This window comes from Actinomadura sp. 7K534, assembly GCF_004348575.1.
Classification (GTDB): domain Bacteria; phylum Actinomycetota; class Actinomycetes; order Streptosporangiales; family Streptosporangiaceae; genus Spirillospora; species Spirillospora livida.
Genome location: NZ_SMKB01000053.1, coordinates 20,041 through 36,621, shown reverse-complemented (window position 1 = coordinate 36,621; position 16,581 = coordinate 20,041). Strand labels below are relative to the sequence as shown.

Below are 16,581 nucleotides of genomic sequence, written 5' to 3'. Positions count from 1 at the left end.
GTTCGGGGAGTGGTGGCGGGGCTCGGGAGACGGGGGTCGTGGCCGGTCCCGCAGTTGCCGCGGAGGAGTCGCTCACGGTTTTGCGGGAGTGGGCGGAGCGGCATAATCGGGCGGTCACTTCGGAGGACGTGGAACCTTGGCAGGACGCGGTGACGGGGGCGCTGGAAGCGCCCGTTACCGCGCGTGCTCGCAGGTTTGGGAAGTTGCCGAAATCGGCGCGGATCTCGCTGGCCAATCCGGTTTTCTATGTGCCTCGCCAGAGTGAATACCCCAGGTGGTTCGGGGTGGCCGCCCTGGAGCGGTCGGATGGGGGTGACCGGCAGGTGCTCGGGGTTTTCGTCAAGGACGATGCCGCGGGCGAGTGGCGGGCTGCGCATTGGCTGACGTTCAAGGGGCGGCCGCCGCAGCTCGCGCGGGACGAAGAGGGGTACGTGCTGGCCGCTTCCGAGTCCGGGCTGCCAAAGGCGCATGCCCGTTATCTCGGCGGCGATGATGATGCGCTGATCCCTGACAGCTACACGTCCAATGCCAGGGATCAGGAGATGGGTGACTGGACGGTCGAGCGCGGGGCGGTCACGCCCGGTCCAGGTGAGTCTTACGCGTTGCGGACCGAGGACGGCGGGGTGCTGGTCTGGTACGCGGTGAAGGAGGAGAAGACGCTGGCGGGAGGTGAGGCGTCCACGCTTCCGGAAGAAGTCCGGGTCCACCTGGAGAAGAACGGCGACGAACCGGGTGAGACGGTGCGGACGACCTGGCAGTGGCTGGTCATCGGTTACGCGCCCGAGTCCGGGAAGGGGCGCGTCCTGGGCGAGTCGGTCTCGCTCGTTGCCGCCCGGTGACCTGCGGCGTGCCGGGTGGCACGCCGCAGGCCGGGCCGCTCAGGACTCCGTGGACGGGAGGGAACTGGCGGTCACCAGGGTGCGGATTGCGCCCAGGGCCACCGACAGGGTCGCCAGGTCGAAGCTGTCGCTCTCCCAGATCTCGCTGAGCGTCTGCTGAGCGCGCTGGAGCGCGGGCTTGTTCTTCTCCGCCCAGTGGAGCATGCGCTCGTCCGGGTTCAGGCCGGCGGCGCTGGTGACCAGGACGTCATGGGTGAGCGCGGCGTGCGCCGTGTACAGGTCGTCGCGGAGGGCGGAGCGGGCCATCGAGCGCCACTTGTCGTCGCGCGGCAGCGCGATGATCCGTTCCCGCAGCCGGGACAGCTGCAGGCGGTCCGCGAGGTCGAAGTAGACCTCGGCGACCTCCTCGACGGGGCGGCCCGTCTCATGGGCGATGCCGACCAGGTCGAAGGTGGAGAAGGCCGGGACGAACGAGGCGCACTGCTCGGCCAGCTCGTCCGGGACGCCCCGCTCCGCGAAGCCGTCGCGGCGCTGCTCGAACGCGGCGAGGTCCAGGCCGACCAGCAGCTTCGACACGTGGGGGCGCAGCGCGGCCGCGCCGCCGCCGAAGAAGTCGATCGACTCGTGGATGTCGAACGGGGGCCGCCGGTTGTGCAGCAGCCAGCGGGCGCCACGCTCGGTGAGCTTGCGCGCCTCCAGCAGCATCGCGATCTGCGTGGCCTCCGAGACCTGGTGCGCCAGGCCCTCCACGGACTGCCAGAACCGCTGCATGTCGAACACGTCGCGGGCGACGAGGTAGGCGCGGGCGATGTCGGACGACGACGCGCCGGTCTCCTCGTTCATCCGGAACACGAACGTGGAGCCGCTGGCGTTGACCAGGTCGTTCACCACGGCGGTCGTGATGATCTCGCGGCGCAGCGGGTGCCGGTCCATGTAGTCACGGAACCGTGCGCGCAGCGGCGTCGGGAAGTAGTCGACCAGCCAGGACTCCAGGTACGGGTCGTCGGCCAGGTCGGACGCGGCGAGGTCGTGGTCGAGGGCGAGCTTGGCGTAGGCGAGCAGCACGGCGAACTCGGGACCGGTGAGCCCGAGGCCGGTCTGCCGCCGCTCGGCGAGCGCCTTGTCCTCCGGGAGGAACTCCAGGCGCCGCTGGAGCCGGCCGTCCCGTTCGAGCTTGCGCAGGTAGCGGGCGTGGATGTGCAGCATCGCCGGGGCCTGCGCGCGGGAGGCGGCGAGCACCACGTTCTGCCCGTAGTTGTCGCGCAGGACGAGCCGCCCGACCTCGTCGGTCATCTCGTACAGCAGGTTGTCGCGCTGCTTGCCGGTCAGCTCGCCGTCCCGCACCACCTGGTCGAGCAGGATCTTGATGTTGACCTCGTGGTCGGACGTGTCGACGCCGGCGGAGTTGTCGATGAAGTCGGTGTTGATGCGGCCGCCGCCGAGGGCGTACTCGATGCGGCCGAGCTGCGTCACGCCGAGGTTGCCGCCCTCACCGACCACGCGGCAGCGCAGGTCGGCGCCGTTGACCCGGACTGGGTCGTTGCCCTTGTCGCCGACGTCGGCGTTGCTCTCCATGGACGACTTGATGTAGGTGCCGATGCCGCCGTTCCACAGCAGGTCCACCGGCGCCTTGAGGACGGCCTTGATGAGCTCGTACGGAGTGAGGGTCTTCACCCCGTCGTCGAGGCCGAGCGCCTCGGTCATCTCCGGGGTCACCGCGATGGACTTGGCGGTGCGGGGGAACACGCCGCCGCCCTTGGAGATCAGCGAGGTGTCGTAGTCGGCCCAGCTGCTGCGCGGCAGCTCGAACAGGCGGCGCCGTTCGGCGAACGACGTCGCCGGGTCCGGGTCGGGGTCGACGAAGACGTGCCGGTGGTCGAACGCCGCGACGAGCCTGATGTGCTCGGAGAGGAGCATGCCGTTGCCGAAGACGTCCCCGGACATGTCGCCGATGCCGACGACGGTGAAGTCCTCCCGCTGGACGTCGGTGCCGAGGGAGCGGAAGTGGTACTTGACCGACTCCCAGGCGCCGCGGGCGGTGATGCCCATCCCCTTGTGGTCGTAGCCGACGGAGCCGCCGGAGGCGAACGCGTCGCCGAGCCAGAAGCCGTACTCCGCGGCGACCTCGTTGGCGAGGTCGGAGAACGTCGCGGTGCCCTTGTCGGCGGCGACGACCATGTAGGTGTCGTCGCCGTCGTGGCGGACGACGTTCGGCGGCGGGACGACCTTGCCGTCCACGAGGTTGTCGGTGAGGTCGAGCAGGCCGGAGATGAAGTCCTTGTAGCAGGCGATGCCGGCCTGCTGCCAGGCCTCCCGGTCGACGGACGGGTCGGGGAGCTGCTTGCCGACGAAGCCGCCCTTCGCGCCCGCCGGGACGATCACGGTGTTCTTCACGGCCTGCGCCTTGACCAGGCCGAGGATCTCGGTGCGGAAGTCCTCGCGCCGGTCGGACCAGCGCAGCCCGCCGCGCGCCACCGACCCGAACCGCAGGTGCACGCCCTCGACCTTCGGCGAGTACACGAAGATCTCGTAGGTGGGCCGGGGCTCCGGCAGGTCCGGGATGGCCTGCGGGTCGAACTTCATCGCCAGGTACGGCTTGCCCTGGTAGTAGTTGGTGCGCAGGGTGGCCTGGACGAGCGCCAGGTAGGCGCGGAGGATCCGGTCCTCGTCGAGGCTGGCGACCTCGTCCAGCTTGCCGCGGATCTCCTCGGTGATCCCGGCGCTGCGCTCCTCCTCGCCGCCCGCGATCGACGGGTCGAGGCGGCTCTCCCACAGCCGCATGATCAGCCGGGTGATGGACGCGTTGCGCAGCAGCACCTGCTCGACGTAGCGCTTGGAGAACGTCGTGCCGGTCTGCCGCAGGTACAGGGCGTAGGCGCGCAGGATCATGGCCTGCCACCAGTGCAGCCCGACGTGCAGCACGAGGGCGTTGAAGCCGTCGTTCTCGATCTCGCCGCCCCACAGCCGGGTGAACGCCTCCTGGAAGAGGCCCTTCACGGCGTCCTCGGGGACGTCGGCGGGCGGCGCGTACCGCAGGCCGAGGTCGTAGATCCAGAACCGCCGCCCGTCGGCGGTGACGATCTCGTAGGGCCGCTCGTCGATCAGCTCGACGCCCATGTTGTGCAGCAGCGGCAGCATCCGCGACAGCGAGATCGGCTCGCCCAGCCGGTAGATCTTCATCCGGCGCTCGCCCGGCCCGGCGCTGTACGGCTCGTACAGGTTGATCGAGGTGTCCTCGTCGGCGCCGAGGTCTTCGAGGCGGCGCAGGTCGGCCACGGCGGTGCGGGCCGGGAAGTCCGCCTTGTACGCCTCGGGGAAGGCGTCGCCGTACCGGCGGCCGAGGGTTCCGGAACGTTCCTCGCCGCACTGCTCCAGGATCGCGTCGGCGAGGTCGTCCGCCCAGGAGCGGGTGGCGGCGGCGAGGCGGGCCTCAAGGTCGGCGACGTCCACGTCGGGCAGCGGACGGCCGCGCTCGCCGCGGACGACGACGTGCAGCCGCGCCAGCATCGACTCGGTGACGTTCGCGCTGTAGTCGACGCTGACGCCCTCGAACGCCTCCCTCAGCAGCTCCTGGATGCGCAGCCGCACCTTGGTGGTGTACCGGTCGCGCGGCAGGTACACCATGCAGGACATGTAGCGGCCGTACAGGTCCTTGCGCAGGAACAGCCGCAGCTGGCGGCGCTCGCGGAGGCGGAGCACGCCGAGCGCGATGTGCAGCAGGTCGTCGACGGAGATCTGGAACAGCTCGTCGCGCGGGTAGCTCTCCAGGATCTCGATGAGGTCCTGGCCGTCGTAGCTGTCGGGGGTGAACCCGGCGAGTTCCAGCACCTCGTCCAGCTTGCGCTTCAGGACGGGGACGTGCGCGATCGACGCGCTGTAGGCGACGTGGGTGAACAGGCCGAGGAACCGCCGCTCGCCGGCGACCTCGCCGGACGCGTCGAACTTCTTCACCCCGATGTAGTCGAGGTACAGGGGGCGGTGGACGGTGGACCGCGAGTTCGCCTTGGTGAGCACCAGCAGGTGCTTCTCGGTCGCCTTCTCCCGCACCTCGGGCGGCAGCGCGGCGAAGCTGCCGGACTCGCGGGTGTCGCTGCGCAGGATGCCGAGCCCGGTGCCGGGCTCGGGCCGCAGCGCGCTTCCGTCGTCGGTGAGGGTGTAGTCGCGGTAGCCGAGGAAGGTGAAGTGCCCGTCGGCGAGCCAGTCGAGCAGCTCGACGCCCTCGGCGAGCTCCTTGGCGGGCAGGGGCGGCGGGTCCTTCTCGATGGCGGCGGCGATCTCCCCCGCCCTGGCGCGCATCTTCGGCTCGTCCTCGACGGCGACCCGGACGTCCTGCAGGACGCGCAGCAGGTCGCGCTCCAGCCCGTCCAGGACGGCCCGGTCGCTGGTGCGGTCGATCTCGATGTGGATCCACGACTCGTCAACGTCGGTGTCGCTGTCGAGCTTGCCGCGGAACGCCTTCAGGTGGCCGGCGACGTCGCGGTCCACGCCGAGGAGCGGGTGGACGATCAGGTGGGTGGTGAGGTGGTGCCGGGCGATCTCCATCGTCACCGAGTCGACGAGGAACGGCATGTCGTCGGTGACGACCTGGACGACCGTGTGGCCCGGGTCCCAGCCGTACTCCTCCAGCGTCGGGGTGAAGACGCGGACCTTCGCGCGCCCCTGGGGGCGCTCCTCGCCGAGCGTCCGGTGCGCCAGCGCGGGGCCGCAGATGTCGGCCGGATCCCTGGTGGCCAGATCCTCGTGGGCGACGTGCCGGTAGTAGAGCCGGAGGTAGGCGAAGGTCTCCTCCACGTCCGCGCCGCGCGGCCCCGGGCGCTGCGCGCACGTCTCCGCGGCCCGCCGGAGCAGGTCGTCCTTCGCCGAATCGAGCATGCCGCTCATCAACAACTCCCCTAGAGACCCTTCGCCACCCCGTTGTGGCGACGCTCACGCGCCAGCGTAACCAGGAATCGCCGCAAAGCCGACCTGCCCGGCCGCGAGGTCATCGTGGCCTGTCCCACCCTGCCAGGCGGGACGCGGTCACCCGGCGGAGACGACCGAAAATGGACCCCGGCGGCGACGCCGGGGCGTCAGCCGGCGTCCTGGCCGCCGGTGCCGGGGTCGCCTCCGCCGCCGCCCGGCGGCTCTTCGGGGTCGGTCGGCGGGTCCTCCGGGTCGGTCGGCGGCGTCCCGGTGCTCGGCGGCGGCGACGAACCGGTCGGCGTCGTCGTGGGCGCCGAGTTGCTCGGGGCGGGGCTGCCGGACGGCGACGGGCTCTCGGACGGGCTCTCGCTGGGCGACGGGGTGTAGGAGGGGGCGACCGGCTGCTGCCGGACGGGCTCCTCGCTGATCGTCGGCTCCGACGTGCTGGGCACGACGTCGGTCGGCGCGGGCGGGGCGCTCGGGTCGCTGACCTTCTGCCCCGCCTTGCCGTTGTCGCCGGAGCTGAGCGCGAGGACGGACGAGATCACCACGATCGCCACGAACAGCGCGGCGGCTCCGGCGAGCACGGCCGAGCGGCTCGAACCGGCGAGCTTCTCGCGGAGCCCGCGCCCGCCGCCGCCGCCCTTGCCGCCGGCGAGTGCGGGCGGCAGCGTGTCGTCGGCCGACCAATCGGCGGGCGTCGGCAGGAGCCTGGGCTCCAGGCCCTTCGCGTCGGTCGCGGCGGGGTCGTCGCCGTCCGCTCCGGCGCCGTGGAAGGCGGCCGCCGCGGCCGGGGCCTCCGGGTCGCGGAAGACGGGCTCGTCGTCGTAGGCCGGATCGTCGTCGTCGAACACGGGGTCGTCGCCGAACACCGGGTCGGGCTCGAAGACGTCGTCGTCGCCGCCGATCTCGGCGGCGCGGACGGAGCCGGCGGCGAGCATCGCGGTCTCGTCGGTACCGCCGGAGGCGCGCGCGGGCCGCGCGGCGGCGGCCGCCGGCGAGCTCTCCTCGTGGCCGAGAAGCCGCATCAGCACCTGCCGCGCGCCCGGCCGGTCCGCGGGGTCCTTCTCCAGGCAGTCGAGCACCAGCTCGCGCAGCGGCCCGTGCAGGTCGCCGAGCTCGGGTTCCTCGTGCAGGATCCGGTTGATGACGGCGGGAATGGTGTCCTGGCCGAAGGGGGGCTCCCCCGTCGCCGCGAACACCAGGGTCGCCGCCCAGCAGAACACGTCGGACGGCGTGCCGACCTCGTCGCCCGCGATCTGCTCGGGCGACATGTAGGACGGGGTGCCGATCACGCGGCTGGTGAGCGTGGTGCCGCCGCTGATGGCCCGCGCGACCCCGAAGTCGATGACCCGCGGGCCGTCCGGGCCGAGCAGCACGTTGTGCGGCTTGAAGTCGCGGTGGACGATGTTCGCCTGGTGGATCGCGGACAGCGCCGTCGCGGTGCCGACGGCGAGCCGGTCGAGCCCGGCGCCGCCGAGCGGGCCCGCCTCCAGCACCTGCTGGTTCAGCGACGGGCCGCGGACGTACTCGCTGACGATGTAGGGCCGGTCGCCGTCCGCGTCCGCGTCGATGACCTGGGCGGTGCAGAAGGGCGCGACCTTCTTGGCGACCTCCAGCTCCCGGAGGAACCGGGCGCGCGCCTTGTCGTCGGACGTCAGCTCCGCGTGCAGCAGCTTGATCGCGACCTGCCGGCCGTTCTCGTCCGTGCCCAGGTAGACCGTCCCCTGGCCGCCCTCGCCGACCCGGCCGATCAGGGCGTACGGACCGAGCCGATCCGGGTCTCCGGACCGCAGCGCCCCAACCTCCATGCGTGGAACCGTCCCTCTCTCGATCGACGGGCCCCCGTGGACCCGGATCACCCTCCGATTGTGTGACGCGCGAGGCCCATGGGAAGTTCACCCGGTCCTGCGTTAATACGGAGCGATCTGACCCACCGCTTCCGTTGGAACACGATTGGCCGGGGGACCAACCATAAACCTCTCCCATGCCCCAGCGATACAGCCGAGTAACGTGTCACACAGGCCAAACTTGAAACCATGACGATGCTCGACGGCCGCCGCGTCTACACCCGGGCGGAGATCATGGACGCGCACGGGCTCGGGCGCAGCACTCTGGAGAAGTGGTTCCGCGAGCGGGCGGCCAACGGACACCCGGAAGCGGCCGGGACGGCCGGCTCGCAGCTCGTCTGGGACGCCGAAGCCTGGGACCGCTGGTACGCCGCGCACCGGTCCGGAGGCGTCCCGCCCGGTCTGGCCACCCGCGACCAGCTGGCCGCCCGCCACAATGTGAGCCGCCACCGTCTGAAGCAGCTCTGGGCGGACCGCGCGTCGAACGGCCACCCGGACGTCGCGCACCGCGCGGGCAAGGCCATGTACTGGGACGAGGCCGCCTGGACGGCCTGGTACACCGCCCTCGGGGAGCGCCCGCCCGAGGAGGACCCGGACGGACTCGTCACCCTCGCCGACGCCGCCCGCATCCTCGGCCTGGCACAGACGAGCGTCACCGTCTACCCGAAGCGGCCGCCCGCCGGGTGGCCCGAGCCCGCGAAGGTCGAACCGCTCGGCGGCGGCCGCGTCCGCCGCCTGTACCGCCGCCGCGACATCCTCGCCTACGCCGCCTCCCGCGGGGCCGCCGGGTGAAGCGGGTCAGGGGGTGAAGTGGGCGAGGATCTCGGGGTTGGCCATGGAGTCCCGGTTGGCGGCCTTGTCGACCGGGGTGCCCTGGAGGATCTTGCGGACGGGGACCTCCAGCTTCTTGCCCGACAGGGTGCGGGGGATGCCGGGGACGGCGTGGATCTCGTCCGGGACGTGGCGTGGCGACAGGGCCGAGCGGATCTCCCGCTTCAGCCGGCCCAGCAGGTCGTCGTCCAGGGACGCGCCCTCGGCGAGCTGGATGTAGAGGAGGAGGCGGCCCTCCTGGCCGAGGCGGCCGGTGTCGATGACGAGGCTGTCGGTGATCTCCTCGAACGCCTCGACGACGCGGTAGAAGTCGGACGTGCCCATGCGGATGCCGCCGCGGTTGAGCGTTGAGTCGGAGCGTCCGTAGATGACGCAGCCGCCGTCCGGGAGGATCTTCACCCAGTCGCCGTGGCGCCACACGCCCGGATACATGTCGAAGTAGGACTCGCGGTAGCGGTCGCCGCCCTCGTCGTTCCAGAAGAACACCGGCATGGACGGCATGGGCTCGGTGATGACCAGCTCGCCGACCTCGTCCATGACCGGGTCGCCGGTGTCGCCGAACGCCTCGACCTTCGCGCCCAGCCCGCGGCACTGGATGACGCCGGCGCGCAGCGGCAGGAGCGGCGACGGGCCGACGAAGCCGGTGCACAGGTCGGTGCCGCCGGAGAACGAGCCGAGCAGGAGGTCCTCGCCGACCGCGTCGTAGACCCAGGCGAAGCCCTCGGGCGGCAGCGGGGAGCCGGTGGAGCCGATGCCGCGCAGGCCCGACAGGTCGTGCTCCTCGCCGGGGCGGCGGCCCTCCTTGGCTGAGGCCGTGATGTAGGGGGCGCCCACGCCCATGTAGGTGACGCCGTTCTCCGCGGCGAGCGTCCACAGGTCGAGGGGGGCGCCGTCGTACATGACGATGGTGGAGCCCACCAGCAGGCCGCCGATGAGGTAGTTCCACATCATCCAGCCGGTGGTGGTGTACCAGAAGAAGACGTCCTCTGGGCCGAGGTCCTGGTGGAACGTCAGGGCCTTGAGGTGTTCCAGGACGATGCCGCCGTGGCCGTGGACGATCGGCTTCGGCAGCCCGGTGGTGCCGGACGAGTAGACGACCCACAGGGGGTGGTCGAACGGGACGTCCTCGAACTCCAGGGGGCCGCCGCCGGGACGGGCCAGGTCCGCGTAGGGCATGCCCGCGCGCAGGCCGTCGGTGGTCGCGGCCGGGTCGAGGTAGGGGATGAGGACGGTCGCGGCCAGGGTGGGGAGCGCGGCCTCGATCTCGCCGACGATCTCGCGCCGGTCGAACCGCCTGCCGTTGTAGGCGTACCCGTCGACCGCGATCAGGACCTTCGGTTCGATCTGGGCGAAGCGGTCGATCACCGAGGAGGACCCGAAGTCCGGGGAGCAGGACGACCAGATCGCGCCCAGCGACGCCGCGGCCAGGAAGCAGACGAGCGCCTCGGGGATGTTCGGGAGGTAGGCGGCGACCCGGTCGCCCTTGCCCACCCCCAGCTCGGCCAGGCCCGCGCGTACCTCCGCCACGTGCAGGGCCAGCTCCCGGTAGGTCAGCACGCGGTGCCCGCCCGCCTCGGAGCGGAAGATCACGGCGGTGTCGTCCGGGGCGTCCTCCGCGCGGCGCAGCGCGTTCGCCGCGTAGTTGACGGTCGCGCCGGGGAACCACTTGAGGCCGTCCACCGGCATGGGCCCGCCCTCCCGGACGGGGCCGCCGCCGCGTTCACCGACGACCTCGAAGTACGACCAGATCGCGTCCCAGAACGCGTCGACCTCCGTGACGGACCAGCGCCACAGGTCGTCGTAGGTCTCCGTGAGGACGCCTCGCTCCCACAGCCAGTGGACGAAGTGGGTCACCCGCGCGTTCGCGACGACCTCCTCCGAGGGCTGCCACAGCGCCGAACCCTCAGCAAGCTCACGGGTCATCTCTCTCCCTCCCCGACACGCCGGCTGCGCGCGGCCAACCTCAATATCGGCCGCGCGCGGCACGCCGCGCAACTCCGGAATCCGCCTGCCGATCGCCATCGGCTCCACGACCCATCGCAGGTCACAGACCCATCCACGGGCAATCCCGAATCCTCACATACTCGCGTTCCGGACAATCCTCCGCCCCCACATGGCCGGGCCGCCGAGGGGTTATCCACATGATGGCGTTCCCCTTCCCCGCGCTGGGGCGCACCGGCACCGTTGACGGGAGCTCAGCCGAGCGGCTGCGTTCCCGGGAGGTGAGCCGGAGTGTCAGATGCGGGTCAGGTCGGCGACGGCGCCGACGACGGCGTTCGTGTCGGCGAGGGTGGACAGCACGCGTTCGGCGCCGGCGGCGCGCAGCTCGGCCGCGGTGGCGCTGCCGGTGGCGACGGCGACGATCGGGGAGCCGGCGATGTGCGCGGCCTGGACGTCGCGCGGCGAGTCGGCGATGTAGACGGTGGCGGACTCCGGGTAGCGGGCGCGGTGGCGCTCGCCGGCGCGCGTGCGGGCGAGCTCCAGCAGGGCGGCCTTGCTGTAGACGCCGTTCTCGTACCCGCCGGCGGCCAGGTCGAGGTGGCCCGCGAGGCCCAGCTCGGACACCTTCAGGACGGCGTTCGGCTGCAGCGAGCCGGTCAGGACGGACTGGACCACCCCGGGGACGTGGGCGAGCGCCTCGACGGCCTCGCGGGCGCCGGCCAGGACGCGGCCGTGCTCGCGCAGGCCGGCGCGGCGGCTCGCGAACGCCTCGGTGAGGGCGTCGAAGAACGCGGGGAGGTGGTCGTCGGTGGTGACGACGTCGTTGAACGCGAGGGTCTCGAAGATGATCTCGGACTCGGTGCGGCCGGGGGTGGGCGCGAGGCGGACGAGGGGCCGCCCGATGATCCGCTGGAACGCCTCGGCGTAGGCGTCCCGGGTGATCCGCCCGACGTCGACCAGCGTGTGATCGACGTTCCACAGCACCAGACGGTTCAGCGTCGACATCCCGTTCCCATGCGCGGTCGGTTGGACGAGGAAGGGCGGCGCCCCGGCACCGGCCCGCCCCGCCGGGGGCGGCGAGGCGAGCTTATCGTCCGGCCTCCCGGCCACCCTCCGCAACCATCCGCCCGCAATGACGCCGCGCGGCCACCACGCACCCGCGCCCGCCACGGCACCGCGGCGTCGTTCAGGTGGGCCGGGTCAGGGGTCCATATGGGGGTAGCGGTGGTCGGTGGGTGGGACGAAGGTCTCCTTGATGGAGCGGGTGCTCGTCCAGCGGGTGAGGTTGAAGACCGAGCCGGCCTTGTCGTTGGTGCCGGACTGGCGGGCGCCGCCGAACGGCTGCTGACCGACGATCGAGCCGGTCGGCTTGTCGTTGATGTAGAAGTTGCCGGCCGCGAAGCGGAGCGTCTCGGTGGCGGCGGCGATCGCGGCGCGGTCCTCGGCGATGATCGCGCCGGTAAGGCCGTACTCGGACGCGCCCTCCATCCGGTGCAGGACGGTGTCGTAGTCGCCCTCGTCGTAGACGTGCACGCCGAGGATCGGGCCGAAGTACTCCTTGGTGAAGATCTCGTCGTCCGGGTCGGACGACTCCAGGATCGTCGGCTTGACGAAGTAGCCTCGCGAGTCGTCCAGTTCGCCGCCGGTGAGGATCTCCATGGCGGCGATGCCGCGCGCCCGCTCGATCGCCGCGCGGTGCTTGGCGAAGGCGCGCTCGTCGATGACCGCGCCCATGAACAGCGACAGGTCCTCGGCGACGTTGCCCATGGTGAGCGACTCGGTCTCGGCGACGAAGTCGTCGCGGATCGCGTCCCAGAGGGGGCGGGGTATGTAGGCGCGGGACGCGGCGGAGCACTTCTGCCCCTGGTACTCGAAGGCGCCGCGGACGAGGGCCGTCTTGAGCACCGCCGGGTCGGCGGACGGGTGCGCGACGACGAAGTCCTTGCCGCCGGTCTCGCCGACGATCCGTGGGTAGCCCCGGTAGCCGGAGATGTTCTCCCCGATCGTCCGCCACAGGTGCTGGAACGTCGCGACCGAGCCGGTGAAGTGCAGCCCGGCGAGGTCGGGGTGGCGGAGCGCGACGTTGGAGACGGCCCGGCCGTCCCCCGTGACCATGTTGATCACGCCGGGCGGGAGCCCGGCGGCCTCCAGCAGCCGCATCGTGTGGTGCGCGGCGAGCTGCTGGGTCGGGGACGGCTTCCACACCACGACGTTGCCCATCAGCGCGGGCGCCGTCGGCAGGTTCCCGGCGATCGCGGTGAAGTTGAACGGGGTGATGGCGAGGACGAAGCCCTCCAGCGGCCGGTACTCCAGCCGGTTCCACACGCCCGGCGGCGACAGCGGCTGGATCTGGTGGATCTGCTCGGCGTAGCGGACGTTGAACCGCAGGAAGTCGATCAGCTCGCAGGCGGCGTCGATCTCGGCCTGCTGCACGGACTTCGACTGGCCGAGGACGGTGGCGGCGTTGATCGTGGCGCGCCACGGCCCGGCGAGCAGTTCGGCGGCGCGCAGGAAGATCGCGGCGCGGTCCTCGAACGCCATCGCCCGCCACGCGGGCGCCGCCTCCCGGGCCGCGGAGACCGCCTCGGCGACGTCGGGCTCGGTGGCGTTGCCCATCCGGCCGAGGACGTGCCGGTGGTTGTGCGGCTCGACGACGGCGATCGGCGTGCCGGCGCCCATCCGCCGCTCGCCCCCGATCGTCATGGTGAGCTCGGTCTGCTCGCCGCCGAGCTCCTTGATCCGTGCTTCCAGGGCGGCCCGTTCGGGGCTTCCCGGCGCGTGGCTCCTGACCGGCTCGTTCCTCGGTTCCGGCACCGTGCTGACGGCGTCCATCTCGCGGCTCCCTGCGAATCCGACGGCGTTGTCGACCTGCCGGGGACCTACCCGCCCACGAGCCGCGAAATACCGCCTCGCACGATTTGCCGCGTTCCAGTGCGGGGTCAGGCGAGGAGGTGCGGGAGTTCCTGGGTGGCGTACCAGAGGAGTTCGTGGCCGTCGGCGCCGTCCACGGTGAACGCGGCGTCGTCGTCGCCCGCGTCGGCGGCGGGGAGGGCCTGCGCGGCGGCGGCGATGTCGGCGGCCGCGTCGGCGTCGTCCACGTGGCCGGAGGCGATCCACGTCCAGGGGACGGCGGCGGACACCTCGACCAGCGCCCGGTCGCCGCCGCCCACTGCGGCGTCGCCGCGGGGCCGGGCGACGCGGTCGTCGGGCACCTCCGCGGCGAGCACCACGCGGCGGCGCGGGACGGCCGGGTCGGCGGCGAGCAGCCGCAGGGAGGCGCGGGCGGCGGCGGACATCGCCGCGTACTCCAGCTCCTCCAGGTCGCCGCCCGCGTACCACTCGCGCAGCGCGGGCGTGACGGCGTGCGCGGCGAGCGGCGCGGGACCGATCTCCTTCGCGGCGTGGACGCCGGCGAGGAGCGTGAGCGTGGACGGCAGGTAGACGCGCATGACGGTCAGCCAGTCTGCCAGACGCTCAGGCCAGCAGGTCGAGGGCGCGCAGTTCGGCGATGGTGGTGTCGGGCGAGGTGTGGTGGATGCCGCGGATGCCGAGCCGCTCGGCGGCGCGGATGTTGTGCTCGATGTCGTCGATGAAGACGCACTCGGCCGGCTCCGCGCCGAGCATCTCCAGGGCGTGCCGGAAGATCCGCTCGTCGGGCTTGCGCATCCCGACCTCGCTGGAGATGACGACGGCGTCGAAGAGGTCGGCGAACAGGTCGTGGGGGTAGTCGTTGCCCCAGGAGTTCGACAGCAGCGCGGTGCGGGTGCCGTGGGCGCGGGCGGCGCGGAGCGCGTCGTACATCGGCTGGACGGGGCTGAACGCGCCGAACATGCGGGCGATCAGCCCGGCGGCCTCCACGGGCCCGCCGTCGACGGTGAGCAGCTCGGCGGCGAGGAGCCGCTCGAACTCGTCGACGGCCAGCGAGCCGTCCTCGAGCCCGTGGATGGGGTTGGTGCCGGCGCCGTCGTACGCCTGCTTCACCCACGCGCGCATGACGCGCTTGTAGTTCTGGACGTCGATACGGTCGGCGGCCAGCCAGACGTCGATCGCGTCGGCCAGCGGGGAGGTCAGGACGCCGCCCCAGTCGGTGATCACGGCCTTGGCGGCGGGGGATGCTTCGTCGGACACGGCCCGATCGTAAGCGATCCCCGCCCAATCCCCGAATCACGTTCTACCCAACCGCCCCGCCGACCCGTACGCACGCGATCCGTGTCCGTGACCACACGATCGGCGCCGGCGGCGATCGCGTGATCACGGACCCCCCATCGGCCGGCGTCTCCCCCGCCGGGCCGTCCCGTCCGGTCCGGCGGCGCTCCCGCCGCCGCGCACCGGTCCGTTCGATGACGCGGATCCGCCCGGTCAGGCGGATCGCAGCCGCTGCAGCGCCTCCCGGACGCCGCCCTCGGTCTCCTCCAGCACCACGGTCGCGCGTGCCGCGGGCACCTCGCCGAGCAGCGAGACCAGTGCGACGCGGGTGTTCCCCCCCGCCTCCGCCAGCGCGTTCTCGCAGGTGCGGGAGTCCATCCCCGTCGCCTCGGTGAGGATGCGCACCAGCCGGGCGCGCAGCTTGGAGTTGAGCGCGTTCACGCTGATCATCAGGTTGGAGTAGGTGCGCCCCATCCGGATCATCAGCGTGGTGGAGAAGGAGTTGAGCACCAGCTTGGTCGCGGTGCCGGCCTTCATCCGGGTGGACCCGCTGATCACCTCCGGTCCGGTGGCGAGCCCGATGTGCACCTCCACCTCGTCCCCGTACGGCGTGTGCGGGTTGCAGCTGATCAGCGCGGTGCGCGCGCCCACCGCGGCGGCGGCGCGCAGTGCCCCCACCACGTAGGGGGTGCGCCCGCTCGCCGCGATGCCGATGGCGACGTCGCCCGGCTGCACGTCGTGCGCGTCCCGGCGGCCGAGCTCGGCGTCGTCCTCGACGTCGGAGATCGCCTGCGACAGGGCGCCCGGCCCGCCCGCGTGGTGGGCCACGACCCGGCCCCAGATGCCGAACGTCGGGGGCAGTTCGGCGGCGTCGATCACCGCGAGCCGGCCCGACGTGCCGGCGCCGAAGTAGTGGACGCGCCCGCCCGCCCGCAGCGAGTCGACCGCCAGGTCGACCAGCCGGGCGACCTCCGGCAGGACCGCGGCCACGACCATCGGCACCGTCGCGTCCTCGGTGTTGATCAGGTGCAGCACCTCCAGTGTCGGCAGCGTGTCGACGTCGAGGGTCCGGGGGTTGCGTCCCTCCGTGGGGAGCTCGCAATCGATCACCGACGCCTCCGGTCGGGTCGCACGGTCCGCCCGCGGACCGCCTCGAACGTGGCTTCCAGGGCCTTGCGAGTCGGCCCGTAGGTGCGCTGCGCCACTCCGACGAACAGGCAGTCGACCACCGTGAGCTGCGCCAGTCGGCTCGCGGTCGCGCCGGAGCGGAAGGTCGTCTCCCGTGCCGCCGTCGTGAGGATCAGGTCCGCCGCGTCCGCTATGGGGGACTTGGGGAAGTTGGTGAGCGCCACGGTCTTGGCGCCCCTGCTCCTGGCGACCTCCAGGGCGTCGATGGTCTCCACCGTCGCGCCCGTGTGCGAGATCCCGATCGCCACGTCGCCGCTGCTCAGCACCGCGGCGCTGGTCAGCATGATGTGGGCGTCCGCCCAGGCCGAGCAGACGCGTCCGATGCGGTGGAGCTTCTGCTGGAAGTCGGCCGCGACGAACGCGCTGGCGCCGACGCCGTAGACGTCGACCCGTTCCGCCGCGACGACCGCGTCCACGACCTGCTCGAGCATCTTGATGTCGAGCTGGGCGGCGGTCTCCTCGACGGCGCGGGCGTCGGCGAAGGTCACCTTCTCGACGATCTGCTCCAGGGAGTCGTCGGGGCTGATGTCGCTGCCGATGACCCGGCCGCCGGTGGCGCTCTGCGCCCGTCCCGCTTCGGTGGCCAGGGTCAGCCGCAGCTCCGGATAGCCGTGGAACCCGATCGCCCTGCAGAACCTGATGACCGTCGTCTCCGACGTGCCGCAGGCCTGGGCGAGCTCGGTGATGGTGGAGTTGGCGACCCCTTCGGGGTCGTCGATGACGCGCTGCGCGACGCGCCGTTCGGCGGGGGGCAGGGAGGGCAGCAGCGACCGGACCCGGACCACGGTGCTCAGGGGCGTGGCGTCCCGGTCGCCCTGCCGGGCGGCCGCCTCGTCCTCTGGTGCGCCGGGCTCCCCCATGGTCCCCCGCTCGGGGCGCTGCTC

11 protein-coding genes are annotated in these 16,581 nt (G+C 72.1%); 2 read left to right on the top strand and 9 right to left on the bottom strand.

Annotated elements, in window-relative coordinates:
* Nucleotides 1–839: hypothetical protein (locus tag E1266_RS13750; protein ID WP_207945626.1), on the top strand; the 839-nt coding region annotated here is incomplete at its 5' end.
* A 39-nt stretch (nt 840–878) separates the two neighbouring features.
* Here E1266_RS13750 and E1266_RS13745 read toward each other — a convergent pair.
* Nucleotides 879–5,720, bottom strand: a complete 4,842-nt coding sequence (locus E1266_RS13745; protein ID WP_132046789.1) for an NAD-glutamate dehydrogenase — start codon at nt 5,718–5,720, stop codon at nt 879–881.
* 188 nt (nt 5,721–5,908) lie between these two features.
* Nucleotides 5,909–7,552, bottom strand: coding sequence for a serine/threonine-protein kinase (locus E1266_RS13740; RefSeq protein WP_132046787.1), 1,644 nt, complete (start codon nt 7,550–7,552; stop codon nt 5,909–5,911).
* Between the two features lie 228 nt (nt 7,553–7,780).
* On the opposite strand from E1266_RS13740, the gene E1266_RS13735 reads away from it, so the two are divergent.
* Nucleotides 7,781–8,383: a hypothetical protein gene (locus E1266_RS13735; RefSeq protein WP_132046785.1), complete on the top strand. Its 603-nt coding sequence runs from the start codon at nt 7,781–7,783 to the stop codon at nt 8,381–8,383.
* 6 nt (nt 8,384–8,389) lie between these two features.
* Here the strand turns inward: E1266_RS13735 and E1266_RS13730 are convergent, their stop codons facing one another.
* The 7 genes from E1266_RS13730 to E1266_RS13700 all read right to left on the bottom strand — a co-directional run bounded on the left by E1266_RS13730 (nt 8,390) and on the right by E1266_RS13700 (nt 16,557).
* The gene (locus E1266_RS13730; protein WP_132046783.1) at nt 8,390–10,345 is read right to left on the bottom strand and encodes an acetoacetate--CoA ligase; all 1,956 of its coding nucleotides are present in this window, start codon (nt 10,343–10,345) and stop codon (nt 8,390–8,392) included.
* A gap of 312 nt (nt 10,346–10,657) precedes the next feature.
* Nucleotides 10,658–11,368 (bottom strand): haloacid dehalogenase-like hydrolase, encoded by a 711-nt coding sequence (locus tag E1266_RS13725; RefSeq protein ID WP_132046781.1) that lies wholly within the window; start codon nt 11,366–11,368, stop codon nt 10,658–10,660.
* 195 nt (nt 11,369–11,563) lie between these two features.
* Entirely contained in the window at nt 11,564–13,195 is a 1,632-nt protein-coding gene (gene pruA / locus E1266_RS13720) for an L-glutamate gamma-semialdehyde dehydrogenase (protein WP_132046779.1), read from the bottom strand.
* 107 nt (nt 13,196–13,302) lie between these two features.
* Nucleotides 13,303–13,812, bottom strand: coding sequence for a hypothetical protein (locus E1266_RS13715; protein ID WP_132046777.1), 510 nt, complete (start codon nt 13,810–13,812; stop codon nt 13,303–13,305).
* A 25-nt stretch (nt 13,813–13,837) separates the two neighbouring features.
* Nucleotides 13,838–14,491 (bottom strand): HAD family phosphatase, encoded by a 654-nt coding sequence (locus tag E1266_RS13710; RefSeq protein ID WP_229808522.1) that lies wholly within the window; start codon nt 14,489–14,491, stop codon nt 13,838–13,840.
* A gap of 231 nt (nt 14,492–14,722) precedes the next feature.
* Complete coding sequence (locus tag E1266_RS13705; protein ID WP_132046775.1) at nt 14,723–15,619, bottom strand: N-acetylmuramic acid 6-phosphate etherase; 897 nt, start codon at nt 15,617–15,619, stop codon at nt 14,723–14,725.
* Entirely contained in the window at nt 15,616–16,557 is a 942-nt protein-coding gene (locus E1266_RS13700; RefSeq protein ID WP_184890365.1) for a MurR/RpiR family transcriptional regulator, read from the bottom strand. The genes E1266_RS13705 and E1266_RS13700 overlap by 4 nt, the downstream gene beginning before the upstream one ends.
* Nucleotides 16,558–16,581: the final 24 nt, after the last annotated feature.